At 70.9% G+C, this 24964-nt stretch carries 24 protein-coding genes and 1 tRNA gene; 16 read left to right on the forward strand and 9 right to left on the reverse strand.

The annotated features are described in order from the left end of the window. Positions 1-32: 32 nt before the first annotated feature. The 10 genes from ACZ6B1_RS01960 to fdxA all read left to right on the forward strand — a co-directional run bounded on the left by ACZ6B1_RS01960 (position 33) and on the right by fdxA (position 9908). Positions 33-1193 carry a KamA family radical SAM protein gene (locus tag ACZ6B1_RS01960; protein WP_468774024.1) on the forward strand — a complete coding sequence of 387 codons (1161 nt, stop codon included), beginning with the start codon at positions 33-35 and terminating at the stop codon, positions 1191-1193. Between the two features lie 65 nt (positions 1194-1258). Next, positions 1259-2377: an iron-containing redox enzyme family protein gene (locus ACZ6B1_RS01965; protein ID WP_468774026.1), complete on the forward strand. Its 1119-nt coding sequence runs from the start codon at positions 1259-1261 to the stop codon at positions 2375-2377. Position 2378: 1 nt separating this feature from the next. After that, positions 2379-3443 (forward strand): pyridoxal phosphate-dependent aminotransferase, encoded by a 1065-nt coding sequence (locus tag ACZ6B1_RS01970; RefSeq protein WP_468774028.1) that lies wholly within the window; start codon positions 2379-2381, stop codon positions 3441-3443. 53 nt (positions 3444-3496) lie between these two features. Further along, positions 3497-4642, forward strand: coding sequence for a methionine adenosyltransferase (gene metK / locus ACZ6B1_RS01975; RefSeq protein WP_468774030.1), 1146 nt, complete (start codon positions 3497-3499; stop codon positions 4640-4642). Between the two features lie 45 nt (positions 4643-4687). Next, on the forward strand, positions 4688-5629 hold the full coding sequence (locus ACZ6B1_RS01980) for a DMT family transporter (protein ID WP_468774032.1): 942 nt from the start codon (positions 4688-4690) through the stop codon (positions 5627-5629). After that, the gene (locus ACZ6B1_RS01985; RefSeq protein WP_468774034.1) at positions 5604-6914 is read left to right on the forward strand and encodes a KamA family radical SAM protein; all 1311 of its coding nucleotides are present in this window, start codon (positions 5604-5606) and stop codon (positions 6912-6914) included. Before ACZ6B1_RS01980 ends, ACZ6B1_RS01985 begins: the two co-directional genes overlap by 26 nt. Continuing rightward, positions 6911-7741 (forward strand): hypothetical protein, encoded by an 831-nt coding sequence (locus ACZ6B1_RS01990; protein WP_468774037.1) that lies wholly within the window; start codon positions 6911-6913, stop codon positions 7739-7741. Before ACZ6B1_RS01985 ends, ACZ6B1_RS01990 begins: the two co-directional genes overlap by 4 nt. Positions 7742-7763: 22 nt before the next feature. Then, the gene (gene lhgO / locus ACZ6B1_RS01995) at positions 7764-8966 is read left to right on the forward strand and encodes an L-2-hydroxyglutarate oxidase (protein ID WP_468774039.1); all 1203 of its coding nucleotides are present in this window, start codon (positions 7764-7766) and stop codon (positions 8964-8966) included. Positions 8967-9124: 158 nt separating this feature from the next. After that, complete coding sequence (locus tag ACZ6B1_RS02000) at positions 9125-9547, forward strand: helix-turn-helix domain-containing protein (RefSeq protein ID WP_468774041.1); 423 nt, start codon at positions 9125-9127, stop codon at positions 9545-9547. Positions 9548-9587: 40 nt separating this feature from the next. Further along, positions 9588-9908 carry a ferredoxin gene (fdxA, locus tag ACZ6B1_RS02005; protein ID WP_468774043.1) on the forward strand — a complete coding sequence of 107 codons (321 nt, stop codon included), beginning with the start codon at positions 9588-9590 and terminating at the stop codon, positions 9906-9908. 6 nt (positions 9909-9914) lie between these two features. Here the strand turns inward: fdxA and ACZ6B1_RS02010 are convergent, their stop codons facing one another. From ACZ6B1_RS02010 to ACZ6B1_RS02025, 4 genes are all read right to left on the reverse strand, one after another. Then, a complete protein-coding gene (locus ACZ6B1_RS02010) occupies positions 9915-11312 on the reverse strand; it encodes an amino acid permease (protein ID WP_468774045.1) in 1398 nt (465 codons plus the stop codon). A gap of 164 nt (positions 11313-11476) precedes the next feature. Further along, the gene (locus tag ACZ6B1_RS02015) at positions 11477-12364 is read right to left on the reverse strand and encodes a carbohydrate ABC transporter permease (RefSeq protein ID WP_468774047.1); all 888 of its coding nucleotides are present in this window, start codon (positions 12362-12364) and stop codon (positions 11477-11479) included. Continuing rightward, a complete protein-coding gene (locus ACZ6B1_RS02020) occupies positions 12361-13341 on the reverse strand; it encodes a carbohydrate ABC transporter permease (RefSeq protein ID WP_468774049.1) in 981 nt (326 codons plus the stop codon). Before ACZ6B1_RS02020 ends, ACZ6B1_RS02015 begins: the two co-directional genes overlap by 4 nt. An 8-nt stretch (positions 13342-13349) precedes the next feature. Then, on the reverse strand, positions 13350-14663 hold the full coding sequence (locus tag ACZ6B1_RS02025) for an ABC transporter substrate-binding protein (RefSeq protein ID WP_468774051.1): 1314 nt from the start codon (positions 14661-14663) through the stop codon (positions 13350-13352). A gap of 300 nt (positions 14664-14963) precedes the next feature. On the opposite strand from ACZ6B1_RS02025, the gene ACZ6B1_RS02030 reads away from it, so the two are divergent. From ACZ6B1_RS02030 to ACZ6B1_RS02045, 4 genes are all read left to right on the forward strand, one after another. Continuing rightward, complete coding sequence (locus ACZ6B1_RS02030; RefSeq protein WP_468774053.1) at positions 14964-15983, forward strand: sugar ABC transporter substrate-binding protein; 1020 nt, start codon at positions 14964-14966, stop codon at positions 15981-15983. Further along, on the forward strand, positions 15983-17059 hold the full coding sequence (locus ACZ6B1_RS02035) for an ABC transporter permease (RefSeq protein ID WP_468774055.1): 1077 nt from the start codon (positions 15983-15985) through the stop codon (positions 17057-17059). Before ACZ6B1_RS02030 ends, ACZ6B1_RS02035 begins: the two co-directional genes overlap by 1 nt. A gap of 6 nt (positions 17060-17065) precedes the next feature. Then, positions 17066-17977 (forward strand): ATP-binding cassette domain-containing protein, encoded by a 912-nt coding sequence (locus ACZ6B1_RS02040; protein WP_468774057.1) that lies wholly within the window; start codon positions 17066-17068, stop codon positions 17975-17977. Between the two features lie 83 nt (positions 17978-18060). Further along, positions 18061-18291, forward strand: coding sequence for a hypothetical protein (locus ACZ6B1_RS02045; RefSeq protein ID WP_468776071.1), 231 nt, complete (start codon positions 18061-18063; stop codon positions 18289-18291). A gap of 42 nt (positions 18292-18333) precedes the next feature. On the opposite strand, the gene ACZ6B1_RS02050 is transcribed toward ACZ6B1_RS02045, so the two are convergent. The 3 genes from ACZ6B1_RS02050 to ACZ6B1_RS02060 form a co-directional block, all read right to left on the reverse strand. After that, positions 18334-19338, reverse strand: a complete 1005-nt coding sequence (locus ACZ6B1_RS02050; RefSeq protein WP_468774059.1) for a Gfo/Idh/MocA family protein — start codon at positions 19336-19338, stop codon at positions 18334-18336. Between the two features lie 77 nt (positions 19339-19415). Beyond that, positions 19416-20588, reverse strand: coding sequence for a Gfo/Idh/MocA family protein (locus ACZ6B1_RS02055; RefSeq protein ID WP_468774061.1), 1173 nt, complete (start codon positions 20586-20588; stop codon positions 19416-19418). Between the two features lie 113 nt (positions 20589-20701). Continuing rightward, positions 20702-21046, reverse strand: a complete 345-nt coding sequence (locus ACZ6B1_RS02060) for a cupin domain-containing protein (RefSeq protein WP_468774063.1) — start codon at positions 21044-21046, stop codon at positions 20702-20704. Positions 21047-21276: 230 nt separating this feature from the next. On the opposite strand from ACZ6B1_RS02060, the gene ACZ6B1_RS02065 reads away from it, so the two are divergent. Continuing rightward, a tRNA-Pro gene (locus ACZ6B1_RS02065) sits at positions 21277-21353 on the forward strand. Positions 21354-21893: 540 nt separating this feature from the next. Here ACZ6B1_RS02065 and ACZ6B1_RS02070 read toward each other — a convergent pair. Together ACZ6B1_RS02070 and ACZ6B1_RS02075 are read right to left on the reverse strand one after the other, a co-directional pair. Further along, entirely contained in the window at positions 21894-22022 is a 129-nt protein-coding gene (locus ACZ6B1_RS02070; RefSeq protein ID WP_468774065.1) for a hypothetical protein, read from the reverse strand. Positions 22023-22286: 264 nt separating this feature from the next. Beyond that, complete coding sequence (locus ACZ6B1_RS02075; protein ID WP_468774067.1) at positions 22287-23528, reverse strand: PucR family transcriptional regulator; 1242 nt, start codon at positions 23526-23528, stop codon at positions 22287-22289. A gap of 114 nt (positions 23529-23642) precedes the next feature. On the opposite strand from ACZ6B1_RS02075, the gene lysA reads away from it, so the two are divergent. Next, on the forward strand, positions 23643-24929 hold the full coding sequence (gene lysA, locus ACZ6B1_RS02080; RefSeq protein ID WP_468774069.1) for a diaminopimelate decarboxylase: 1287 nt from the start codon (positions 23643-23645) through the stop codon (positions 24927-24929). Positions 24930-24964: the final 35 nt, after the last annotated feature.

A 24964-nucleotide genomic window follows, 5' to 3' on the forward strand; every position in this document is an offset into this window, starting at 1 on the left:
ACCCGTCCCGACCCGACCAGAGAAGAGTCGTCATGCCCGTCAGCAGCAAGGAAGCCGTGGCCCGCCCGGCCGGCTGGCAGGACTGGAAGTGGCAGCAGCGCCACGCCGTCCGCACGGCCGGAGGGATCAAGGAGTACTTCCCCGAGTGCCCGCCCGAGGTGCTCCGGGGCATCGACGAGCACGCCGCGAGCCGCCGGTTCCAGGTCACGCCCTACTTCCTCAGCCTGATCCGCGCCGACGGCGACGGGCGGCGCCCCCGCGACGACGATCCGCTATGGCGCCAGGTCTGTCCCTCGGTGACGGAGCGGGCCGACCCCTACGGCTACGACGGGGAGAGCGAGAACTGGGAGCTGGCGGAGGAGATGGTGACCCCCATCGCCCAGCACAAGTACGACAACCGGGTCATCGTCCGGTACTCCAACATCTGCCACGCGTACTGCCAGTTCTGCTACGAGGCGCTGCGCACCCTCGAACGGAACTCCTCGAAGCCGTCCTTCGACCGGCGTCACTGGCAGCGGACGCTGGAGTACCTCGCGGCCGACGACCGTGTCGAGGAGGTGATCCTGAGCGGCGGCGAACCGTTCATGCACAGTGACGAGCAGCTCGCCGGGGTGCTGGGCGAACTCCGTGAGGTCCGTGCGGACCTGGTGATCCGCATCCACACCCGCAGCCTCACCTTCAACCCGTTCCGCGTCACCGAGTCACTGACGCGCACGCTGAGCGCGCACCGGGTGCAGGCGCTGGGCCTGCACATCACGCACCCGAACGAGATCACACCGCCCTTCGTCTCGGCCCTGCGCCGACTGCAGAGCGCGGTCCCGCTCGTGTTCTCCAACGTGCCGCTGCTCCGCGGCGTCAACGCGTGCCCCGGCACGATGCGGGAGCTGTCCATGTCGCTGTACCGGCTGGGCGTGCACGCCGGCTACCTCTACCACTTCATGCCCCACAGCCCGCAGTCCGAGGTCTTCCGGGTCCCCGTGGACGAGGGACGCCGGATCGTGCGGTCCCTGAAGCGCCACGTCTCCAATCCCGCCGTCCCCGAGTACGTCCTGCCGCACCCGACCGGGAAGTACACGGTGCCCCTGGCCGACGAGCACGAGTACCCGCGGCACCGACGGGACGCCGACGGCGTCCGGGTCCTCGGCTTCACGAACTGGCGCGGAGAGCGCGTCACCTATCCCGACCCCGAATGACCGGCCGGGGCGGCCGCCCGGCACCACACCACCCCATTCCCCCCACACACGGCAGGAGACGAGGCATGTGCGACACCGTCGGTGGCGTCGTCGGCAGACAGCGGATCCCCTCGATGCGGCTGCCCCTGCGCGACCCCGCGCGGACCGGGCCGCGCACGGTGGAGCACTGGCTCGCCCGGTGCCTGACCGGTCCCGTCGACCTCCGCGGCGACGGCCACGACAGCACGGCGCTCCTGCGCACCGCCCGGGCCCAGCTCGACGCCGGGACAGCGGACCGGGACGCCGACGCCCTGCTCGACGTCCACCGTTCGCTGTACGCCGTCTACGAGGTCCTGCTCGGGCACCCGCTCGCCCCGGCCGCGCGCCACGAGCGCAGCGCGTGGTTCAACGTGTTCCGGGCGATGTGCGAGGACGCCCTCCTCGACGACGACCTCGACTCGCTGCGCGGCGACCTGCCGTCCGCCGTCGAGGCCGGCCGGTCCCACTACCTGAGGCAGTGGTTCCTCACGGCGTCGCGGCAGCGCAACCCCCTCGACCGGGCGGTCGAGCACCACCTCGAGCACCGGGCGACCCTCGAGGAGATGACCCGGTTCATCCAGGCCGACGGATACCTCAACTACCGTTTCTTCGACGCCCTGGTGCTGGCGCAGACGCACTTCATGGAGAGCGTCAAACAGGAGATCGGCCACCACCTCTGGGACGAGTGCGGCGCCGGTGACGGATCCGGGGCCCACACCGTCCAGTTCACCGAGGCGCTGCGCCGCCTCGGTACGTCACTGCCGCTGGTGCCGCCCTGGGAGGACTGGCGGCCCTACGCCGGCTTCAACCTGTACTTCATGCTCGGCACCAACCGCCGCCACCACTTCAAGGCGCTGGGCAGCCTCGCCATGCCCGAGCTGTTCGACGTGGACCGCGACGACATCGTCGTACGCGGCCTGCGAAGGCTTGGCCTGGACCCGCGGGACGGGTTCCGGTTCTTCGTGAACCACGTTTCGGACGACGCCGGACACGGGCCCGAGTGGCTGGACCGGGTCGTCACGCCGATCGTCCGCCACGACCCGGCCGCGGGCATGGAACTCGCGCGGGGCGCGGCACTGCGGATGCTCGCCATGCGCCGCTACAACGAGTTCCTCGCGGACCTCCTCGACGTCCGGCCGAGCCCGGCCGTCACCGGGGGGACCTGAGATGCCAAAATCCGCGCCCAATCCCTTTCCCTCCGTCGAGACGCTGGAACGCGCCACCGGTCTGCCCGTGCGATGGCGCCTCTCCACCAACGAGAACGAGTTCGGGCCCGCGCCGGCGGCCGTCGCGGCCCTGGTACGGGCGGCCCCGGAGGCGCACCGCTACCCCGACTGCGCGCACCACACCCTGCGCCGGCGCCTGGCACGGCTGCACGGGGTGGGCGAGGAGGCGATCCTCGTGGCGACGGGCATCGACGGCCTGCTGGCCCAGGTGTGCCGGGCACTGGCGCGGCCCGGCTCGCGCGTGGTCACGACCAGGGGCACCTATCCGACCTTCGTCCACTTCGCCGAGGCCGCCGGAGCCGTGGTCCACACCGTCGACTACCGGCGGGACCGTGCTCATCCCGAGGCGCTGGCCGAGGCCGCGCGCCGGCACCGGGCCGCCCTCGTGTACCTCGCCGAACCCGACAACCCGCTGGGCGGCGCACTGGGTGCCGAGGAGGTACGCCGGCTCGCCGACCGGCTCCCCGAGCGCACCACGCTGATCGTCGACGGGGCCTACGCCGAGTACCAGGCCCCTTCCCGCAGGCTGTCCGCGCAGGACGTCCTGGGGCGCCGCCTGCTGTGGCTGCGTACCTTCTCCAAGGCCCACGGACTCGCGGGACTGCGGGTCGGCTACTGCCTGTACGACCCCGACACGACCGGTGGCCTCGAACACGGCCTGGAGTACTACGCCGTCGCCCGGCCGAGCGAGGCGGCGGCGCTGGGCGCCCTGGACGACACCGGGCACCTGAACCGGACCGTCGCCCGGACCGCGGCCGGCCGCACGCACTACCGGCGGGCGCTCACGGACCTCGGCTGCCTGCCGCTGCCCTCGGAGACGAACTTCGTGAGCTTCCGGACACCCGGCGGCCCCGGCCGGCCCGGTGAGGTGTCGGACGCCCTGCGCCGGCAGGGGACGTACGTCCGTCCCGTACGTATCGCGGGCCGGCCGGACCTGCTGCGGCTCACCGTCGGCCCGCCGGCCCAGCGCGCCGCCGTCCTCACCCTGCTGCGCGACCTCCTCTGACCGCTCCGACCCATCGACCGAGCACCCCCCGGGTGCGGAATGCGAGCCCCGCCATGTCCTCCTCCAGCAGCCTGCCCTGGTCGCAGATCGCCGAGTCGGTCACGCCCGGCCACCCCGACAAGGTCGCCGACCAGGTGTCCGACGCCGTTCTCGACGCGTACCTCGCCACCGACCCCGAAGCACGGGTCAACTGCGAGGTCATGGTGACCCGGGACCACGTCCTGGTGACCGGTCAGGTGACCGCGGCCGGGACGGTGGACGTCGAGGCGGTCGTACGCGGTGTGCTGTCCGACGTCGGCTACCGGGACGTGGCCGTCCACGGCGTCGACGCCACGCGCAGCCCGGTGACGGTTCTCCTCGACCACCAGTCACGGGAGATCGGTGCGGGAGTCGACGAGGGAGGGTCCGGCGACTCCGGCATCGTGTATGGGTACGCCTGCGACGACACGCCGGAACGACTGCCGCTGAGCTGTGTGCTGGCCCACGCGCTGACCAGAGAGCTCGCTGGACTGCGGGAGCAGGCCCACGCGATCGGGCTCGGTCCGGACGGCAAGGTGCAGGTGGAGGTCGCGGGCGGGGACCGGCCCGCGCACGGCCGGGTCGTGCTCTCCGTCCAGCACACCGCGACCCGGCCGCTCGCGGAGGTACGGGAGTTCTGCGCTGAGCAGGTGGTGAAGCCCGTGCTGGCGACACGTCAACTGCCGGCCGAGTGGATCCAGGTCAACCCCGCCGGATCGTTCGTCGTCGGCGGCACGGCGGCCGACGCCGGGCTGACGGGCCGCAAGCTCATGGTCGACACCTACGGGGGCCTGGCCCGCCACGGCGGCGGCTGCTTCTCCGGAAAGGACGCCACCAAGGTCGACCGGTCCGGCGCCTACGTGGCTCGGCAGCTCGCGCTGACGGCGGTCGCGGCCGGTCTCGCCGAACGGTGCCAGGTGGGCATGGCCTATGCGATCGGGCGGCCCGAGCCGGTGTGGTTCGAGGCGGAGTGCTTCGGCACCGAGAGCGTAAATCCGGTGAAGCTCACCTCCGCGCTGCGCTCACTGACCGATCTGCGGGTCGGCGCCACCATCGAGCGGCTCCGGCTGCGGCATGCCCGGTTCCGCCCCACCGCCACCTTCGGCCACTTCGGACGTACCGACGGCTTCCCCTGGGAGCAGCCGGTGCGCGCCGACGAGCTGCGCGCACAGCTCACCTGACCGCGACCCCAGCCCGGACGGACCTCTCGACCACTGATGACACCGATGAAACGCACCCCCTCCGCGGACGTCCAGGGATTCACCTACGGATTCCTCGGCGTACTCGGATTCAGCCTCACCCTGCCCGTGACCCGCATGGGCGTGGGCTCGCTGCCTCCCGAACTCGTCGGCCCCGGGCGGGCCCTGCTCGCCGTGATACCCGCGGCGATCCTGCTGCTCCTGCGTCACCGACCACTGGTGCCACCGAGGCACCAGCTGCGCCCCGTACTCATCACCGCCCTGGGCACCGTCATCGGCTTCCCCCTCCTGACGGCGCACGCGCTGCGCTCGGTCTCTGCCGGCCACGCCGCTCTGGTGGTCGCCCTGCTGCCGGCCACCACCGCGGTGATGGCCGTGTTTCGGGGCCGGGAACGGCCCTCCGGCAGGTTCTGGGCATGCTGCGCCCTGGGCACCGCCGTCGTCCTCGGCTACCTCTCCCTGGGGTTCGGCGGCGGCCTGCACACCGGCGACGCCGAGCTGCTGGCGGCGGTCGTCGTCTGCTCCCTGGGCTACGCGGAGGGCGGCGTGCTGGCCCGCGACGTGCCGGGCTGGGTGGTCACCTCGTGGTCCCTGATCGCCGGCACCCCGGCGGCGGCCCTGGTGGTCGCACTGGCCTGGCCCTCGCAGGGCCCGTCCCTCGACGCGCGCGGGGCGGCCGCGTTCGTCTACCTCGCCCTGGGCAGCTCGCTGCTTTCGTTCTTCTCCTGGTACCGGGGCCTGTCCGCCGGCGGCGTCGCCAAGGTCGGCCAGGTCCAGCTCCTGCAGCCGGTACTCACCATGCTCTTCGCGGCCGTCCTCCTCGGCGAACCGCTGCGGGCCTCCACCGTACTGGTGGGTCTCGCCGTGGGCGTCGTCGTACTGGCCGCCCAACGCACCCGCACCGCAAGCAGTGGTGGCGACGCCACCCCGGAAAGGATCGTTCATGACCGTCGTGCAGGACTTGAGTGAGACGACAGCCCCCGTGTTCTCGGCCATCACCGCGAACCGCCTCGCCGAACTGGTCGGCCGGGCCGGCTTCACCGGCGATCAGGTCACCGCGATACGCGCCGTCGCGGAGGTGCTGCCGTTCCGGACGAACACCTACGTCGTGGACGAGCTCATCGACTGGGGAGCGGTACCGGACGACCCGATCTACCGTCTCGTCTTCCCCCAGGAGGACATGCTGCCCGCCGCGGACGTCTCCCGGATCGCGGATCTGCTGAGGACCGGAGCGGCACCCAAGGAGGTGACGGCCGCCGCCAACGAGGTGCGCCGCAGGCTGAACCCGCACCCGGCCGGCCAGCTGCAGCTCAACATCCCCAGCCACGCCGGGGAGCAGATGCCTGGGGTGCAGCACAAGTACCGCGAGACGGTCCTGTTCTTCCCGAAGCAGGGTCAGACCTGCCACTCGTACTGCACCTACTGCTTCCGCTGGGCCCAGTTCATCGGCGAGGCCGACCTGAAGATGGCCAGCGGGGACATCGGGCAGCTCAAGCGCTACCTGACCGACCATCCCGAGGTCAGCAACGTGCTGTTCACCGGCGGCGACCCGATGATCATGCGGGCCGGGGTGCTGCGCCGCTACCTCGAGCCACTCCTGGAACTCGATCAGCTGGAGTCCATACGCATCGGCACCAAGGCCCTCAGCTACTGGCCCTACAAGTTCACCACGGACCCGGACGCCGACGACATGCTGCGGCTCTTCGAGGACGTGTCCCGGTCCGGCAAGGACCTCTCCCTCATGGCCCACTTCTCACACCCGCGCGAGCTCGGGACACCGGCCGTCGAGCAGGCGGTGCGGCGGCTCAGGACCGCGGGGGCGACCATCCGGACCCAGGCGCCGCTGATGAGGTACATCAACGACGACCCGGCCGTCTGGTCCGCCATGTGGAGCAAGCAGGTCAGCATGGGCATGGTGCCGTACTACATGTTCATCGAGCGGGACACCGGCCCGCAGGAGTACTTCAAGGTGCCCCTCGCCGAGGCCCACGAGATCTTCCGCCAGGCCTACCGGGACGTGAGCGGGCTGTGCCGCACGGTGCGCGGACCGTCCATGTCCACGACCTCGGGCAAGGTCTGCGTGGACGGCGTTGTGGAGGTCGCCGGGGAGAAGGTGTTCGCCCTGCACTACATCCAGTGCCGGGACGCCGACGCGGTCGCCCGTCCGTTCTTCGCGAAGTTCGACCCCGCGGCGGCGTGGTTCACGGAGCTGGTACCCGCCTTCGAGGGGGACTTCCCGGCCGGCGCCGCATGACGCGCGAGCCCCACGCCCACCCTCCCGCCGAGGAACTGCTGACCATCGCCACGGCCGAGGCCCGGCGCTGGTTCCCCGGCCGGCCCCCGGACGTCTTCGTCCTCGGGAGCCTGGCACACGGCGGCTTCGCGCCCGAGGTCAGCGACGTCGACATCGCCCTGGTGCTCGACCGGACACCGGCCGGCGCGGCCGAACGCGTCGCCGCCCTGAAGGAGCACGTCCGTGGCCGGGTCCCGGCCACGGCGCGCCCGCTGGCCGGGCGGCTGTCGGTCTTCTGGAGCGACTGGCCCCACCTGCGGCGGGGGCAGGGCGTGGGGCGCATGCCCGCGGTCGACCGGGCAGACCTGCTGGACCACGGCGTGCTGCTCGCCGGGCGGGACCTGCGGCACCGGTGCCCGCGTCCCGTCACCGGCGAACTCATCGCCGAGAGCGCCGGCTTCGCGGCGCGGAAGTTCGGTGCCGAGCCCTGCCTCCGGCTGCTGCGCTCGCCGCAGCTGCTGCTCGGGGCCGGTGCCCGGGAGGCGACCCGGGCGGTGCTGGTGCCCGTCCGGATCTCCCGCACCCTGACCACGGGCGACGTCGTGCGCAGTGACACGGCCGCGTCCTGGTACGCGGCCCGGGGTCTGCCCGGCCACCCCCTGGTGACGGCGGCCGCCCGGTGGCGGTACGAGGGACTGCCGCCCGGAACCGGGGAGGCCGAGCGGCTGCTCCGGCGGGACCTGCCGCTGATCCACGCCCACCTGGCGGAACAGATCCGGCAGGTGCTCGGTGAGGAGGCCGCGGCGGCCTGCGACCGCCTGACCGCCCTGTCCCAGCCACGCCCGTGACGGGCCTTCCAAGGAGACATCTGTGCAGAGCCACTACGACGTGGTCGTGATCGGTGGCGGCATCGTCGGTCTGTCCACGGCGTACGCCATCACCCGCGCCGCGCCCGGCACCTCCGTGGCCGTGCTGGAGAAGGAGCCCGCCGTCGCGCGCCACCAGTCCGGCCGCAACAGCGGAGTGATCCACAGCGGCATCTACTACCGCCCGGGGTCCCTGAAGGCCACCTACGCGTTGCAGGGCGCCCAGGACATGGTGAAATTCTGCGCCGAGCACGGCATCACGCACCGGGTGACGGGCAAGCTCATCGTGGCGACCGACTCCTCGGAGCTGCGCGGACTCGACGAGCTGGCCCGGCGGGGGGAGGAGCACCGCATCCCGGTGCGCGTGCTCGGGCCCCGGGAGATCGCCGAGCACGAGCCGCATGTGCGGGGACTCGCCGCCCTGCACGTGGGCACCACCGGCGTGGCGGACTACCCGGCGGTGGCCCGCAGGCTCGCCGAGCTGGCCGGACTCGACGGAGCCGAGGTCCACACGGGCTGCGAGGTGCTGGGCCTCGACCGCCGGCCGGACGGTGTCGTCGTGCGCACCACCTCCGGAGACGTCCGGGCCCGGGTACTGGTCAACTGCGCGGGCCTGCACAGCGACCGGATCGCCCGGATGGCCGGGGACGACCCCGGTGTGCGCATCATCCCCTTCCGAGGCGAGTACTACGAGCTGCGGGAGCAGCGCCGCGACCTGGTCCGGGGGCTGGTGTATCCGGTACCGGATCCCGCCTTCCCGTTCCTCGGCGTCCATCTCACGTCGGACGTGCACGGTGGGGTCCATGTCGGGCCCAACGCCGTTCCCGCCTCCGCCAGGGAGGGCTATCGGTGGCGTGACGTCCGGGTCCGGGACGCCGCCGAGATCGCGGGCTGGCCGGGTCTGTGGCACATCGCACGCCGGCACTGGCGCCAGGAGATCGGCGAACTGTGGCGGTCCGCCTCCAAGAGGGCGTTCACGGCCGCGGTGCGCCGGATGCTCCCGGCCGTCACCCGGCACGACCTCGTCCGTGCGCCGGCGGGGGTCCGGGCGCAGGCGGTCATGGCGGACGGAACCCTCGTGGACGACTTCCTGTTCACCGGTTCCGGTCCGTTCGTCCACGTCCTCAACGCCCCCTCGCCGGCTGCCACCGCCTCGCTGCCCATCGGCCGGGCGATCGCCGCGCGCGCGGTGGGGCGGCTGGGCTGAGTTCCGCGGCCGCACGTGGTGATGCGCGCCCGTAGGGCGCCGGACAGCGCTTGGGGGTTGACATGAAGAACGCGAGCCGGCCCGTCAAGTTCGTGCGATGGCCTGCCGAGGCGAGTATGCGCAGCCATCTCAGAAAGGAGGGGATCCCCTGCCTTCTCGTGGTCGAAGGCGGCGCGCAGCCGCCGATCTGCACCGACGCGTCGGAGGACTGGATACGGGCGCCCGTCTCGCGGGAGGACGTACAGGCCCGGGTCAGGGCGTTGCAGCAGCGCACCTACGGGCGCCGCGTACCGGTGCTCGACCCGACCGGCCTGCTGCTGTACCGGAACAAGACGGTCACCGTCTCCAACGCGCAGGTCGAACTGATGGAGAAGTTCATCGAGCACTACGAGGAGGTGGTCTACCGCGCCGAGCTGGAGCGGCAGCTCGGCAAGCGTGTCCCGGCGCCGACGCGGAACTCCCTCGACCTGCACATCATGCGCCTGCGGCGGCGCATTTCCGTGGTGAACCTCGGTATCCGCACCGTGTGGGGACGTGGGTACATGCTGGAGCCGCAGTTCAGTGAGAAGGCGACCCTCTGAGACCCGGCCTCCTCGGCCCTGATCATCCTGGAGTCATGGAATGACCTATGTCATCGCGATGCCCTGTGTCGACGTCAAGGACAAGGCGTGCGTCGACGAATGCCCCGTCGACTGCATCTACGAGGGCCGGAGGTCCTTGTACATCCACCCGGACGAATGCGTCGACTGTGGTGCCTGTGAGCCGGTCTGCCCGGTCGAGGCGATCTTCTACGAGGACGACGTGCCGGCGGAGTGGAGGGAGTACCACAAGGCGAACGCGGAGTTCTTCGACGAACTGGGCTCTCCCGGTGGCGCGGGCCGGCTGGGTCCCGTCGCATGGGACCACCCCTTCGTTGCCGGCCGGCCCGTCCCCGCGTCATGAGGCACGTCAGGCCGTCGGCCGGCGCCGGGCCGCCATCACCGCGTAGACGATGATCCCCGCGAACAGGAACAGCACTCCCTGGTACACCGCCGCGTAGCCGGCGCCCGCGACGAGCCACATCGAGAACGCGGCCGCGACCGCCGTGACGACCGAGTCCCGGACCAGCCGCGCCCGGTCGACCGACTCGCGCCGGCCGGACACCAGGTGGAACAGCTGGGCGGCGGTGGCCAGCAGGTACGGCACGGTCGCGGTGAACGTGGTGACCAGCACCAGCATGTCGAAGACCTTCGCGGAGCCCGCCGTGTAGTTGTAGACGGTGAGCAGCGAGGCCAGGACGACGGTGACACCGACGCCGACGGTCGGCACGCCCCGGCGGCGACGCGCGAACGCGGCCGGGAACAGGCCGTCCCGCGCCGCCGCGTACGGGGTCTGGGCGCTCAGCAGCGTCCAGCCGTTGAGGCAGCCGGTCATCGAGACCAGGGCCGCGAGGGCTACCGCCCAGCCGCCCCAGCTCCCGCCGAACATGGCGTTCACGGCGTCCGAGAACGGCGCGGTCGACGTCACCAGACGGCCGTGCCCGACCGTGCCGAAGACCGACAGGGTGCCCAGCAGGTACACGAGGGCGGCACCGGCGGTGCCGATGACGGTGGCGCGCCCCACGTTGCGGCGGGCGTCCCTGACCTCGCCCGCGCTGACGGCGGCGGACTCCACCCCGAGGTAGGAGAAGAGCAGCAGGGCGGCGCACGCGGACACCGCGCCGACGACACCGCCGCCGGTGGCGTTGAACGGCCCGAGCTTCGCCGGGTCGAAGAAGAACAGGCCGCCGACCGCGACGAGCAGCAGCGGGACGAACTTCAGCACCGTGGAGACGAGTTGTACGGCGCCCACGTAGCGGGTGCCGGCGAAGTTGGCGAGCGCGGGCAGCCACTGCAGCACCAGGGCGGCCAGGCACGCGCTCCATCGGTGGCCGGCCACCGGGATCAGCACGTCGAGGTAGCCGACGGCGGCCACGGCGAGCGCCGCGTTCGAGACCCAGGTGGTGATCCAGTACGCCCAGGCGGCGAGAAAGCCGGCGAAGTCGCCGAACGCCTCACGGGCGTAGACGTAGGGGCCGCCGGTGCGCGGGTCGCGTTCGGCGAGCCGGCCGAAAACCAGGGCGAGCGCGATGGCGCCCACCGTCAGGACCGCGAAGGCGACCAGGCTGACGGTGCCGTAGGGGGCGACGGAGGCGGGCAGCAGGAAGATGCCCCCGCCGATGATGTTGCCCATTACCAGAGCGGTGGCGACGGGCAGCCCGAAGCGGCGGGCGTGCCGTCCGGTGTCGCCGTTCGGGTCCTCGGCGGGAACGGGGTGGGCTCCCGAGGGCGCCGGAGCCGGCCGCTCGGCGGTCCCGGTGACGTGCATGGGTGGGTGTGCCTCTCATCGAACGGGTGTTCCCGGGATCGCCGGGACCACGCCATGGTCGGGGATGCCCCGACCTGACGCAAAATCGCCGATTATTGTCCCGTTGGACCCGTTCGATGACGAAAAAACTGCTCCTCTGAGGCCTCTGTACCGTGAGACGTCCGTCAGCCCTTGCTGGAGCCCAGGGTCAGGCCGCTGACGAACTGGCGCTGCAGCGCGAAGTAGACGATCAGGGTCGGTATCGCGGTGAGCAGGGCGCCGGCGGCGACCAGGTTGGGATCGGTGAAGTACTGGCCGGACAGGTTGTTCAGGGCCGAGGTGATCGGCATGTTCTCACCGGTGGAGATGAGCACCAGGGCCCAGAAGAAGTCGTTGTAGATCCAGATCGACAGCAGGGTCGCCAGGGCCGCCATCGCCGGCTTGCACAGCGGCAGCGTGATCTGCCAGTACAGCCGCCACACGGAGGCACCGTCGACCAGCGCGGCCTCGGTCAGCTCGTGCGGCAGCGAGCGCATGTAGTTGCTCAGCACGAACGCGCAGAACCCGGACTGGAACGCCACGTGGATGAGCACGAGGCCGAGCGCGGAGTCGTACAGCTTGCCGCTCGCGGTGATGCCGGGCAGATCCGTCAGCAGGTACATCCGGTACAGCGGCGTGATGATGACCTGCTGCGGCAGCAGGTTGCCCGCCGTGAAGACCAGCAGCAGCGCCAGGTTGACCCGGAAGTCGAACCGGCTGACGTAGAAGGCGACGCAGGAGGACAGGAACAGCGTCAGCAGCACGGCCGGTACCGCGATGACCAGCGTGTTGACGAGGTAGTGCGTCATGTCCGACTGCTGGTACGCGTGGGTGAAGTTGTCCAGGCTGAGCTTGTCCGGCCAGGACACGTACCCCTTGGCGCTGGTCTCGCCGTACGGGCGCAGGGCCGAGAAGACCGCCCACAGCAGGGGTGCCAGCCAGGCCAGGGCCGTGCCCGCGAGGAAGACGTGCAGCAGGACGCGGGCCGGGCGCACGGGTGCGCGCCGCCTGAGTGCGACGGTGGGGGCGCTCACGATCGCCGCTCCTTCCGGAAGGTGGCCACCAGGTACGGGATGATCACCGCGAGGGAGATCACCAGGAGGACCACCGCGATGGCGGAGCCGTAACCGATGCGGCTGGACTCGCCGATGATGTTGTTCGTCACCAGGATCGACAGCAACTCGGTCCCCTGCGCGCCCTTGTTGAAGACGAAGACCAGGTCGAAGGCGCGCAGTGCCTCGATGATGGTGACGACGAGGACGACCGTGTTGGTCGGGCGCAGGGTGGGGAAGACGACGTGCCGGAACGACTGCCACTCACCCGCGCCGTCCAGGGCGGACGCCTCCCGCAGGGACGGGTCGACGCTCTTCAGGCCGGCCAGGTAAAGGATCATCATGTAGCCGGTGTGCCGCCAGGACGCGGCGACGAGCACCGCCCACAGGTTGAGATCGGGGTCGCCGATCCAGTCGATGTAGTGGCCGGGCTCGTTGGCCCCGGCGATGCTGTTGATCAGGCCCGTGTCCGGGTTGTAGACGAGCTGCCAGACGAACCCGATGCACGCCATCGAGATGACGACCGGCAGGAAGAACGCGGTCTGGTAGACCCGGCTGAACCGGATCCGCTTGTCCAACTGCACGGCCAGGAACAGCCCGAACGGCGTCGGGACGAGGATCAGGGCCGCGAACCAGATGAGGTTGTGCTGGACAGCGGGCCAGAACTGCGGGTTGTCGCTGAAGAGTTGCTTGAAGTTCTCCAGTCCCACCCACTGGATCGAGTCGAAGCCGATGCCGTCCCAGGTGGTGAAGGCGAGGAGGATCGAGGCGAGGGCGGTGACCCAGACCAGGGCCACGTGCAGGACCGTGGGGACGCCCGCCATGAGGGCGAGCGTGATCCGGTCGCGGCGGGTCAGCAGGCGCCGGTGACCCCGTGCGGCCCGCGTCGTCCCGGGCGCGGCGTCCTGAGGCGGCACGCCGGCCGCCTCCGGCGTCTTCGTCGTCGTGTCGGTCGTCATCGGGGCGCTCACGAGGACGCGAAGATGGTCTTCTTCTGGCGCTCGATCGACGACAGCAGGCCGTCCACGCCCTTGGGGTTCTGGATGAACTTCTGCAGCGCGGGCTGCATCACCGTGGAGGTGAAGTCCGGCCGGCTGTCGCGGTCCATGAACTGGGTGAGGCTCTTGGCGCCGCTGATCATCGTGTACGCCTTCTTCTGCAGCGCGGTGTACGAGGAGGTGTCCGCCTTGCTGGAGGCGGCCACCACGCTGGAGTCGGCCTTGAGGTAGACCGCCTCGGCCTCCGGGGTGCCGAGGTACTCCAGCAGTTTCACCACGCCCGCGTGGTTCTTCGGGGCCTTGCTGACCATGAAGCCGTCGGTCGGCGCCTCGACGGTGTCCTGGCCGTAGGCGGGGTTCATCTCCGGGAATGCGAAGAAGTCGAGGTCGTCCAGGTCGGCCTTGTCCGTGAACTGTTGTCCCACGAACGAGCCGAGGAGGTACATGCCCGCCTTCTTGGCCACCAGGGTCTGTGCGGCGTCCTGCCAGGTGCGGCCCATGGCGCCGTCCTGGTGGTAGGGGAGCAGCTCGCTCCAGTGGTCGAAGACGGACTTCACCTTCGCGTCGGTCCAGGAGGCCTTGCCGGCCATCAGCTCGACATGGAAGTCATAGCCGTTGAGCCGGAAGTTGATCTGGTCGAAAGTGCCCATCGCCGGCCAGGCGTCCTTGTCGCCGAAGGCGATCGGGACCAGGCCGTCCTTCTTCATCCGCTTGCAGAGGGCGACCAACTGGTCCCAGGTGGTGGGGACTTCGTAGCCGCGCTGCTGGAAGACGCTTCTGCGGTAGAAGAGCGCCCACGGGTAGGTGTACAGCGGCACGAAGTAGTACTTGCCGTCCTCGCCCTTGCTCAGCTTCTTCATGGCCTCGGGGAAGTTGCCCTCGATCTTCGCCCACACGTCGTCGACCGGCGTCGCCAGCTTCTTCGCCGCGAAGAACTGCATGCGGTAGCCGGCGAACCAGTTGAACACGTCGTCCGGGGTGCCCTGGAGGTAGGAGTTGATCTGCTCCTGGAAGGTGTTGTGGTCCTTCGTGTTCACGTCGACCGTGATGCCCGACCGCTCCCTGAACGTCGCGTAGATCTCCGCGAAGGCCTTCTTCGGTACCGCGTCGGAGGCGTTGGAGCCCAGGGTGACGGTCTTCGGGTCGGCGGCGGAACCGCTGCCGCCGCAGGCGGACAGCAGGGGTATGCCCGCACCGGCGAGGAGCGCGGCACCACCCGCTCCGCGGAGCAGCGAACGACGGCTGGGCCCGGGGAGGGAGAGACCGGAGAGGGAGAGGCGCATGGCGGCTCCTGAGGATTGCAGGGTCCGGCGAAGGGGATGAGTCGATCACCGAAAGGTCCTCGAAACCGATCAGAAACCAACTCGACCGAACAGCGTGGGCGTAATAACAGCCCCACGTGAGCCGAGCGTCAATAGGTCCCGCTCAGGCCGGCCGGTCTCTTGCCCGAAACGTAATCGCCGCGGAGCGGCTTTTTGAAATGATGTCTTGACAAAGGATTGACAGCGGGCTTCGCAGGGGGGTTGGATCGCGTGCCAACGCAACAGCGTCCTTACCCCGTAGCACAGTGAGGTGCACGAACGATGGACCGCTCTGCTCACTTCCGCTCCCGCCGGCCGGCCCTCGTCGTGGCCGTGGCCGCCGCGACAGCCCTCACCCTCGCCGGCTGCTCCAGCGGGTCCGGGGGGAAGAAGGCCGAGGAGGATGGTTCGAACGCCTCCGCGGGCAAGGCGAACACCCCCCGGATGACCGTCGCCCTGGTCACCCACCAGTCGGCGGGCGACACCTTCTGGGACATCGTCCGCAAGGGTGCCGAGGCGGCCGCCGCCAAGGACAACATCAAGCTGGTCTACTCCCACAACCCCGACGCCGGCCAGCAGGCCGGGCTCGTCCAGAACGCCGTCGACCAGAAGGTCGACGGCATCGCCGTCACTCTGGCGAAGCCGGACGCCATGAGGGACGTCGTCGGCAAGGCGAAGACGGCCGGCATACCCGTCGTAGGCCTGAACTCGGGCCTCAGCGACTGGAAGAGGCTCGGTCTGCTGCAGTTCTTCGGACAGGACGAGACCGTCGCCGGGGAGGCGTTCGGCAAGAAGCTGAACGAGGTCGGGGCCAAGAAGGCCGTGTGCGTGATCCAGGAGCAGGGCAACATCGGCCTCACCCAGCGCTGCGACGGCGTGAAGAAGACGTTCTCCGGCACGACCGAGACGCTGTACGTGAACGGCGCCGACATGCCGTCCGTGAAGTCGACGATCACGGCCAAGCTGAAGCAGGACAAGGCGATCGACTACGTGGTCACGCTGGGCGCCCCCTTCGCGCTGACCGCCGTGCAGTCGGTGGACGACGCGGGCAGCAAGGCCCGGATCGCAACCTTCGACCTGAACAAGAACCTGACCGGCGCCGTCAAGAAGGGCACCATCCAGTTCGCCGTGGACCAGCAGCCCTACCTCCAGGGCTACTTGGCGATCGACTCACTGTGGCTGTACAAGAACAACGGCAACTACAGCGGCGGTGGCGAGCAGCCGGTGCTGACCGGGCCGGCCTTCGTCGACAAGTCCAACGTGGACAAGGTCGCCGAGTTCGCCGCGAAGGGCACCCGCTGATGAGCGTGACCCGGCCCGCCGGGCCGGCGGCGGGCACACCTCCCGCCCCCTCCGCCGGGGCCGCCGACGGCCGCACCGCACGGCGTCCGCTGCCGCTGCGGCTGCTGGCCCGCCCGGAGATGGGCGTCTTCCTGGGCGCCCTGGCCGTACTGGTCTTCTTCCTGATCGCGGCGCCCTCGGTCCGCCAGGGCAGCTCGATGGCCACGGTCCTCTACCAGTCCTCGACGATCGGCGTCATGGCCCTCCCGGTGGCCCTGCTGATGATCGGCGGAGAGTTCGACCTGTCCTCGGGCGTCGCCGTGATCACCTCCGCGCTCACCGCGAGCATGCTCAGCTACCAGCTGACGGTGAACGTGTGGACCGGAGTCGTCGTAGCCCTCGCCCTGTCGCTGGGTATCGGGGCCTTCAACGGCTGGATGGTGATCAGAACGGGGCTGCCGAGCTTCCTGGTCACCCTCGGCACCTTCCTGATCCTCCAGGGCGTCAACCTCGCCGTCACCAAACTGGTCACCGACAACGTCGCCACCGACGACATCAGCGACATGGACGGCTTCGGCCAGGCCAAGCGGGTCTTCGCCTCCTCCGTCGCCATCGGCGGCGTACAGGTGAAGATCACCGTCTTCTACTGGCTCGCCTTCGCCGCCCTCGCCACCTGGGTGCTGCTGCGCACCAAGTACGGCAACTGGGTCTTCGCCGTCGGCGGCAGCCAGGAGAGCGCCCGGGCCGTCGGTGTCCCGGTCACCTTCACCAAGATCACTCTGTTCATGCTGGTCGGGCTCGGTGCCTGGTTCATCGGCATGCACAACCTGTTCTCCTTCAACACCGTGCAGTCCGGCGAGGGCGTCGGCCAGGAACTGATCTACATCTCCGCCGCGGTCATCGGCGGCTGTCTGCTCACCGGCGGCCAAGGCTCCGCGATCGGACCGCTCTTCGGCGCATTCATGTTCGGCATGGTGAACCAGGGCATCGTCTTCGCCGGCTGGAACCCCGACTGGTTCAAGGCCTTCCTCGGCGTGATGCTGCTCGGCGCCGTCCTGATCAATCTGTGGGTCCGGCGCACGGCAACCCGGAGGTGACCTTCGATGACCACGAACGGAACCGGAACCCACGGCGCGGTCCAGAAGGACACCGCGCCCGCCGCGGACGGCCCGGTCGTCGAGCTGCGCGGCGCGGGCAAGTCCTACGGCAACGTCCGCGCCCTGCACGGCGTCGACCTCGAGGTGCACCAGGGCCGGGTGACCTGCGTCCTCGGTGACAACGGTGCCGGCAAGTCCACCCTCATCAAGATCGTTTCCGGTCTGCACCGGCACACCGAGGGCGAGTTCCTGGTGGACGGCCGGCCGGTGCGCTTCAGCACCCCGCGCGAGGCCCTCGACCGCGGCATCGCCGCCGTCTACCAGGACCTCGCCACCGTCCCCCTCATGCCGGTGTGGCGGAACTTCTTCCTGGGCTCCGAGCGGACCAAGGGGCCCTGGCCGGTCCGGCGCCTGGACATCGCCCGTATGAAGGCGATCTGCGACCGGGAACTGCGCGACATGGGCATCGTCCTGGACGACCTGGAGCGGCCCATCGGCACCCTGTCCGGCGGCCAGCGCCAGTGCGTCGCCATCGCCCGGGCCGTCCACTTCGGCGCCCGCGTGCTGATCCTGGACGAGCCGACGGCCGCCCTGGGCGTCAAACAGTCGGGTGTGGTCCTGAAGTACATCGCCGCGGCCCGCGACCGTGGCCTCGGCGTCATCTTCATCACCCACAACCCGCACCACGCCTACATGGTCGGCGACCACTTCAGCGTGCTGCGCCTCGGCACCCTCGAACTCAGCGCCGGACGCGCCGGGATCACCCTCGAGGAGCTGACCAACCACATGGCGGGCGGCGCCGAACTAGCCGCGCTCAAGCACGAACTGGCCCAGGTGCGCGGCGTGGACGTCGACGGGCTGCCGGAGGAGGGGGACCTCACCGCACCGACGGCCGGCGCGCCGGAGGAGACCGGCTGACGGCGCGGCACACGCAACCGGCGGACCGGACCCGTGCGTCCACAGGGGTGTACGGGTCCGTACGAGCGCACGGGGAGGCCGAGTTGACGAACGAGACGCACGAGACGCACGAGGCGAACGTGAGCGGCGAGCGACGGAGGGCGGAACGGGAGCCGGTGCCGGACACCGCCGCGACCGCCCGCCGCGCCCGGTTCGGCACGCTCCCGGAGCGGGTCCGGCCCGAGGACACGGTGGAGACACGCCCCGCCGCGCCGAGGGACCCGGCACGCGACGCATACGACCCCGACGAATGGCTGGTCCGCTACTGCCTCTGAGCCGCGGGCGACTCGGCGGGAGCCCGAGCGGGCGCGGCGCGGTCAGCCGGCCCGCACCTCCGCGACCGTCACCGGACGGTGCTCGCGGAGGGACAGGGTGCACGCCTCGGCGATCCAGCCCGCCTCCAGGGCGTCCTCGACCGTGCAGGGGGAGGGGAGGGCGCCGGCCACCACGTCCGTGAACGCCGCGAGTTCGGCGCGGTAGGCGGAGGCGAAGCGGTCCATGAAGAAGTCGTGCGGGGTGCCGGACGGGAAGGTCACCCCGGGTTCGGCCGAGCGTAGCGGCAGCTTGTCCTCCAGGCCGACCGCGAGGGAGTCCGCGAAGCCGAGCAGCTCCATCCGGACGTCGTAACCGCGGGCGTTGTGACGGGAGTTGGAGACCACCGCGAGTGTGCCGTCGTCCAGGGTGAGGATCGCGCCGACGGTGTCCGCGTCGCCCGCCTCCCTGATGTGACCGGCACCGCGGTTGCCGCCGGCCGCGTACACCTCGGTGACCTCGCGGCCGGTCACCCAGCGCAGGACGTCGAAGTCGTGGACGGAGCAGTCCCGGAAGATGCCGCCGGAGGCGGCGATGTACGCGGCGGGCGGCGGCGCGGGGTCCAGGGTCGTGCAGCGGACCGAGTGCAGCTTGCCCAGCTCACCGCTGCGCACCGCCGCCCGGGCGGCCGTGAAACCCGCGTCGAACCGGCGGTTGAAGCCGATCTGCACCGGCACCTCGCCGCCCCGGACGGCCTTGAGCACCTCCAGGCCCTCCGCCATGGTGCGGGCGACCGGCTTCTCGCAGAACACCGGGACGCCGGCCTCGACCCCGGCCCGGATCAGCGCCGGATGGGCGGCCGTCGCCGCCGCGACGACCAGACCGTCCACCCCGGCCGCGAGCAGTGCCTCCGGCGAATCCGCGATCCGGGCGCCGAACCGCTCGGCGGCGGCCCGCGCCGCTTCGGCGAACGGGTCGGCGACGACGAGAGATTCGACGACGTCCAGCCCCGAGAGGGTCTCGGCGTGGAAGGCGCCGATGCGGCCGAGGCCGAGGATTCCGATGCGCATGAGGGGGCAGCTCCTTGGGTGCGGTGGTGCGAGGGGGCGTGCCGGTCGAGGCCGCGCCGGTGCGTTCCGTTCCGGTCTCAACCGACCACCGGCCCTGGCGGCAGGTCGACCCACGTCCGTCTCTCGGCGGACGCCACCATGGCGTCCAGCACCGCGGCCCCGCGCACCGCGTCCGCGAGGGTGGCGCCGTAGGGCCTGCCCTCGGCGACGGAGCGCAGGAAGCGGTACGCCTCGATGACCTTCAGGTCGTCGTAGCCCATGGCGTTGGCCGCGCCCGGCTGGAACGCGGCGAACTCACCGGCGTCCGGGCCGACGTACACCGTGCTCACCGGCTGGTCCTGGTACGTCGTGCCGCGGCTCACCCCCAGCTCGTTCATCCTGCGGAAGTCCCAGAAGACCGCGCCCCGCGTGCCGTGCACCTCGAAGCCGTAGGCGTTCTGCTCGCCGACCGAGACCCGGCAGGCCTCCAGTACCCCGCGGGCGCCGCAGGCGAACCGCAGCAGACAGCCGACGTAGTCCTCGTTCTCGACCGGACCCGGCTCACCGCCGAGGGCCCGCGCGTGTCCGGCGGTGGCACCTGCCGGACGGGCGCGCTCGGGCACGAAGACGGCCGTGTCGGCGATCAGGGAGGTGATGTCGCCGAGCAGGAAGCGGGCCAGGTCCGCGCCGTGCGAGGCCAGGTCGCCGAGCACTCCGCTGCCACCGCGCGCACGCTCGTAACGCCAGGTCAGAGCACCGTCGGGATGGGCGGCGTAGTCGCTGAACAGGCGGATGCGGGCATGGGTGACCGCGCCGATCTCCCCGCCGGCGATCAGGTCGCGGGCGGCCTCCACGGCGGGAGCGTTGCGGTAGTTGAAGCCGACCGTGCCCTGGACGCCGGCCCCCGCGACCGCCTCGGCGACGGCACGGGCGTCCGCACCGGTCAGCCCCACCGGTTTCTCGATCCACAGGTGCTTGCCGGCCTCGGCCATCGCCGCCCCGATCTCCCGGTGCAGGAAGTTCGGCACGGTGACGCTCACGGCCCGCACCCGCGGGTCGGCGGCCACCTCGCGCCAGTCGCGGGTGGCACGGGCGAACCCGAACCGCTCGGCGGCCTCCTCGGCCCGGCCCGGCACCTCCTCGGCGACCGTCAACAGCTCGGGGCGCAGCGGCAGTTGCGGATAGTGGTGCCCGACACGGGCGTACGCCTGGGTGTGCACCCGCCCCATCCAGCCGAAACCGACGACGGCGACACCGAGCGCATCCACCATGACAGCACCTCTGCTCATGCCTGGACCGGTTCAACCCCTGTCCAGGTCACCTTTGTGCGGACATGGTCAGCGTGTCAATCGGACGCGGCCGGCCGGCCCCCGCACGGCGCCCCTCAGAGATTGATCGCGTAGGCCTTGCGCAGCGTCTCGTGCACGGTCCACGTCGTACGGTCGCCCGCGCCCAGCACGGCCAGGTCGCCGGGTCCCACCCGCAGCGTGGGTCCGCCCTCCACCTCGATCGTCGCGGACCCGCTGATCACCACGAACAGCTCGTCCGCCTCGGTGTCGGTGACCACGCCCGGCGTGATCTGCCAGACCCCGCGGATCTGCCGGCGGTCCGCCGACTCCCACAACACCTTCCCCGTCACCTCCGGGTTCCCGGAGACGATCTGCTCCGGGTCGAGCGGCTCGGGTTCGAGTTCGGCGTCGGGAACGTGGAGAGCGAAGCTGTGCGTCATGCGGCGACCCTAACCAGCGGGGCCGCCGCGCGGCCGTCGACAGTGTGTGCGGCATCGGGCCCGGAAGACGGACACTCCGTCGCGCCGCACACGGCCGACGCTTCGTGGCGCCACCTGCGGCCGACGCGACCACAGCCGCCCCCGGTCGGACGCGGGAGGTGAGGGCACCCGCCCGGGTGCGGTAGGGTTTGACCTGCGTGATCACGCGGCAGGACCGCGTGGGAGGGCAACGGGACGTGGCGCAGCTTGGTAGCGCACTTGACTGGGGGTCAAGGGGTCGCAGGTTCAAATCCTGTCGTCCCGACCAGCGTTTACGCAGGTTGGAGGCCGTTCTCTCGCTAATGAGAGGGCGGCCTTTCGTGCGTCCGGAGCCATGGTGGTCGCAGTGTGGTCGCACGTCCACTCCGTGGCCGGTCGGCCGTAGCGCTGAAGGCCGGCGGCACGGGGGAGCGGAGTCGGCGGACAGCCTCGCGGAGCCGGTGGATGTGGTCGCGTGGTGGTCGCAGCCACGCCGCACGGCCCTTTGGGTGGTTGGCCTTCTCGGCTCCGGTGAGGGTGTGGCCGATGGTGTCGACGGCTTTTCGGGCTGCTTGGGTGAGGTGGCTGTAGATGTTGGCTGTCGTCGACAGGGTGGAGTGGCGCAGGTCGTGCACCGCGATCCTGGGGACGCCGGCTTCAGCAGTCGGTCCAGAACCCCGTGTGGTCCGAGAGGACGGCCGTCGGGCTGGCGGAAGACGAGTCCGGCGAACGGATCGTCAGGGTAGCCGCGCGTTCGGGGCATCGTCTTGGCGCGATGCCGGAGGGCGGTGGCGACGCGGGGTGAGTTGGCGGCCCAGCCGCGGCTGGATCAGGTCTTCGGCGTGGTGATGACGAGGCGGTTGTTGTCAATGGCGGAGAGGGTGCAGCGTACGTAGAGGACGTGTTCCGATAGGTGGACGTCGTCCCAGGGGAGGCCGAGGGCTTCGCCCGCGACCACCACGCCCACTGGAGGCGCCGTGACCAGCGTGATTCCCTTGTCCGGGCGCCAAGGCCCCCCTCCGGAGGCCTCCGGCAGATTCCTCGTGTGCTGGTAGTACAGGGCCCGCACCGACGTTGACCTGCGGGATGGTGGCTGTGGCGTGCGTTGGACAGACGCTGATCCGGGAATGGTCCGGATCTCGATCGCGGCGGCTGAGCGGCTTGGATGGCCGGAGGGCTACTCCCCACCGTGCGCCTCGGTGACCGGCTGTCTGCCGGCGCGCTAGGACTGAGAGCGGCCTGCGTTGCTGGTTGCGATGCGGAGCTGGAGCCAGCTGGAGAGACGGGTGTCCGGGTCGTCCAGGTCGAGGCCGAACAGTTCGCGGCTGCGGCGTAGCCGGTATTTGAGGGTGTTCTGGTGGATGGTCAGGCGCCCTGCCGCGTCGCTGATGTTGCCGACGGAGTCCAGCCAGGCGGCCACGGACGCCGCGTAGTGGGTGTGGTGGGTGCGGTCGTGTTCGAGCATCGCCTCGATGCCCTGGTGGCGCAGCCTCGGCCGGCGGGCGAGTTCGTCCGCCAGGTGTGCGAGCAGGACCCGGGCGTGGACGTCGGTCAGGGCCGCGACCGGCGGTGCGTCGGGATCGCTGGTGGTTACGCGGAGTACGTTGTCGACCTCCGCACGTAGCTCGGCCAGCTCGGACAGCCCCGTGGCGGATTCGCTGAGGGCGGCACGCGGCGGCGGGGTGCGGGGCCAAGTGACGGCGGCGAGAGCCTGTGCGGCCAGGCGCCGTCCCGATTCCGAGTCCTCACCGGGCAGCAGGGTGTAGACGGCGCCGGGGGCGGTGGCGACCGCGGCCGAGGGGCGTACCGCCGACCAGTGCCGGCCCAGGTCCCCTCCCAACCGAGTGAGCACCGCCTGCACCTCCGGGGGTGCGCCGGCTGGGGCGAAACCGATCAGCAGCAGCGGTGCGCCCACCGGCAGACCGAGGCGGTAGGCAGTCTCCTGCGCCCGTGCGTTGCCGTCCAGAGCCGCTCGCAGTGCCTGGTCGCGGGAGTGGAGTTCCAGTGCGGCGGCCCCACGGCGGCGGAGCATGTGCAGGGCGGCGGTCCGGGCGCCGTCCAGCAGCGCCTGCTCTCCGGCCAGGTTGAGCGGGGTGTGGTCTTCGATCGCCCAGATCGTCCCGAGCGGGAGGTCGCCCGCGCGGATGGCGACGGCGGCGCGCGGCAGTTCTGTGTCGGCCAGGGGTGGGAGGCGTACGACGCCCGTGGCGGCCAGCACCTCACGGTACTGGCGCAGCTGTCCTCCGCCCTGCGAGCCGGCCTGGGCGGGGACGCGCCGGCCGAGGATGCCCTGGCGGCGCAGCTCGTCGATGCGGCCACCCGGCACCGTGGAGTAGGCGAGGACGCGGGTGTCGAGGTCCTCGATGGCCACAGAGCCGCCGATGACCGCGGCGATGGCGTCGGCGAGGGCGAACAGCTCCTCGCCGTAGCCGCTGTCCGGGATTGTCAGATCCGACCATGTCATGGCCGGATCGTAGGCGATCGGGACAAGGCGGGGGAGGGGTGGCGGCCTCCAGCATGGTGCGACCGGCCGGCCCCGAGCTCGGGGCCGGCCGTATCACACCCGTGGAGGAAGATCATGTCCGTCGCGCTCGCACCAGCCGCCGTCCCGCCGTCCCAGGAAGCACTCCTCGGGCTGTTTCCGCCGGGCACGGAGCTCACTCCTGGCGGTGAGCTCATGATCGGGGGCTGTCGGGTGACCGAGCTCGCGGAGCGATTCGGTACCCCGGCGCTGATCGTCGACGAGGCAGCACTGCGCCACCGCGCCCGCCGGTACGCGGACGGTCTCGCAGCCCGCTGGGAGAAGTCACGTGTTGCGTTCGCCTCCAAGGCCTTCCCGTGCACGGCCGTGTACCGGCTGCTGGCGGAGGAAGGACTGAGCATCGACGTCGCGGGCGGCGGCGAGCTGGCCCTGGCCCTGGCTGGCGGGGTCGACCCGGCTTCGCTGGTGGTGCACGGCAACGCCAAGACCGATGCCGAACTGCGGATGGCGGTGGAAGCCGGCGCCGGGTTGATCGTCATCGACAACCTCGACGACATCGACCGGCTGGAGTGGATCGTCACCGGTGAACAGCCCGTGCTTGTCCGGGTGACGCCGGGGATCCGCCCTGACACCCATGCCGCGGTCTCCACCGGGCAGGAGGGTTCGAAGTTCGGCCTGACCCTGCACGAGGCGCGCGAGGCGATCGCCCGGCTGCGCGCGAGTGACCGGCTCAGGCTGGACGGTGTACACGTCCACATCGGATCCCAGATCCTCGACACCGACCCGTTCGCCCAGGCCGTGGAAGCCGTCGCCGGTCTCGGCACGTTCGCCGTCTACGACCTGGGAGGCGGGCTCGGCGCCCGCTACACCTACGAAGACCGGCCGCCCACCATCGAGGAGTACCTGGACACCTTGGTGGGGACGGCCAGGAAGGTGCTGCCCTCCGACGCGGAGATCATCATCGAGCCCGGCCGGTCGATGGTCGCTGAGGCCGGGGTGACACTCTACCGGGTGGTCACCGTCAAGCATGGCGAACCGGTCTTCGCCGCCGTCGACGGCGGGATGGCGGACAACCTCGAAGTCGCCCTGTACGGGCAGCGCTTCGAAGCCACCATCGCCACCCGCGTGGGCGGCGGCGAACCTCACCACTTGGTGGGCAGGCACTGCGAGTCCGGCGACACCCTCAGCGCCGGCGTGCCCCTGCGCGACCCGCGTCCCGGCGACCTGATCGCCGTACCGGCCACCGGCGCCTACTGCTTCTCCCTCAGCAACAACTACAACGGCGCGCTGCGGCCCCCCGTCGTCTTCTGCCAGAGCGGTGAGGCGCGGGCCGTGGTCCGCCGGGAGACGTACAGCGACCTGACACGCCGCGACCTCCCCTGAGTGCCTGACCGACCCGGCTCGGACCCGACCAGCCC

The organism is Streptomyces sp. NPDC041129, from assembly GCF_055592265.1.

Coding starts and splice junctions, on each gene's coding strand:
- ACZ6B1_RS02055 (WP_468774061.1), bottom strand. CDS start 20,588: ATGGTGGATGCGCTCGGTGTCGCCGTCGTCGGTTTCGGCTGGATGGGG.
- ACZ6B1_RS01965 (WP_468774026.1), top strand. CDS start 1,259: ATGTGCGACACCGTCGGTGGCGTCGTCGGCAGACAGCGGATCCCCTCG.
- lysA (WP_468774069.1), top strand. CDS start 23,643: ATGTCCGTCGCGCTCGCACCAGCCGCCGTCCCGCCGTCCCAGGAAGCA.
- ACZ6B1_RS02025 (WP_468774051.1), bottom strand. CDS start 14,663: ATGCGCCTCTCCCTCTCCGGTCTCTCCCTCCCCGGGCCCAGCCGTCGT.
- ACZ6B1_RS01985 (WP_468774034.1), top strand. CDS start 5,604: ATGACCGTCGTGCAGGACTTGAGTGAGACGACAGCCCCCGTGTTCTCG.
- ACZ6B1_RS01990 (WP_468774037.1), top strand. CDS start 6,911: ATGACGCGCGAGCCCCACGCCCACCCTCCCGCCGAGGAACTGCTGACC.
- ACZ6B1_RS01960 (WP_468774024.1), top strand. CDS start 33: ATGCCCGTCAGCAGCAAGGAAGCCGTGGCCCGCCCGGCCGGCTGGCAG.
- metK (WP_468774030.1), top strand. CDS start 3,497: ATGTCCTCCTCCAGCAGCCTGCCCTGGTCGCAGATCGCCGAGTCGGTC.
- ACZ6B1_RS02020 (WP_468774049.1), bottom strand. CDS start 13,341: ATGACGACCGACACGACGACGAAGACGCCGGAGGCGGCCGGCGTGCCG.
- ACZ6B1_RS02035 (WP_468774055.1), top strand. CDS start 15,983: ATGAGCGTGACCCGGCCCGCCGGGCCGGCGGCGGGCACACCTCCCGCC.
- ACZ6B1_RS01970 (WP_468774028.1), top strand. CDS start 2,379: ATGCCAAAATCCGCGCCCAATCCCTTTCCCTCCGTCGAGACGCTGGAA.
- ACZ6B1_RS02060 (WP_468774063.1), bottom strand. CDS start 21,046: ATGACGCACAGCTTCGCTCTCCACGTTCCCGACGCCGAACTCGAACCC.
- fdxA (WP_468774043.1), top strand. CDS start 9,588: ATGACCTATGTCATCGCGATGCCCTGTGTCGACGTCAAGGACAAGGCG.
- ACZ6B1_RS01980 (WP_468774032.1), top strand. CDS start 4,688: ATGAAACGCACCCCCTCCGCGGACGTCCAGGGATTCACCTACGGATTC.
- ACZ6B1_RS02040 (WP_468774057.1), top strand. CDS start 17,066: ATGACCACGAACGGAACCGGAACCCACGGCGCGGTCCAGAAGGACACC.
- ACZ6B1_RS02010 (WP_468774045.1), bottom strand. CDS start 11,312: ATGCACGTCACCGGGACCGCCGAGCGGCCGGCTCCGGCGCCCTCGGGA.
- ACZ6B1_RS02075 (WP_468774067.1), bottom strand. CDS start 23,528: ATGACATGGTCGGATCTGACAATCCCGGACAGCGGCTACGGCGAGGAG.
- ACZ6B1_RS02050 (WP_468774059.1), bottom strand. CDS start 19,338: ATGCGCATCGGAATCCTCGGCCTCGGCCGCATCGGCGCCTTCCACGCC.
- ACZ6B1_RS02030 (WP_468774053.1), top strand. CDS start 14,964: ATGGACCGCTCTGCTCACTTCCGCTCCCGCCGGCCGGCCCTCGTCGTG.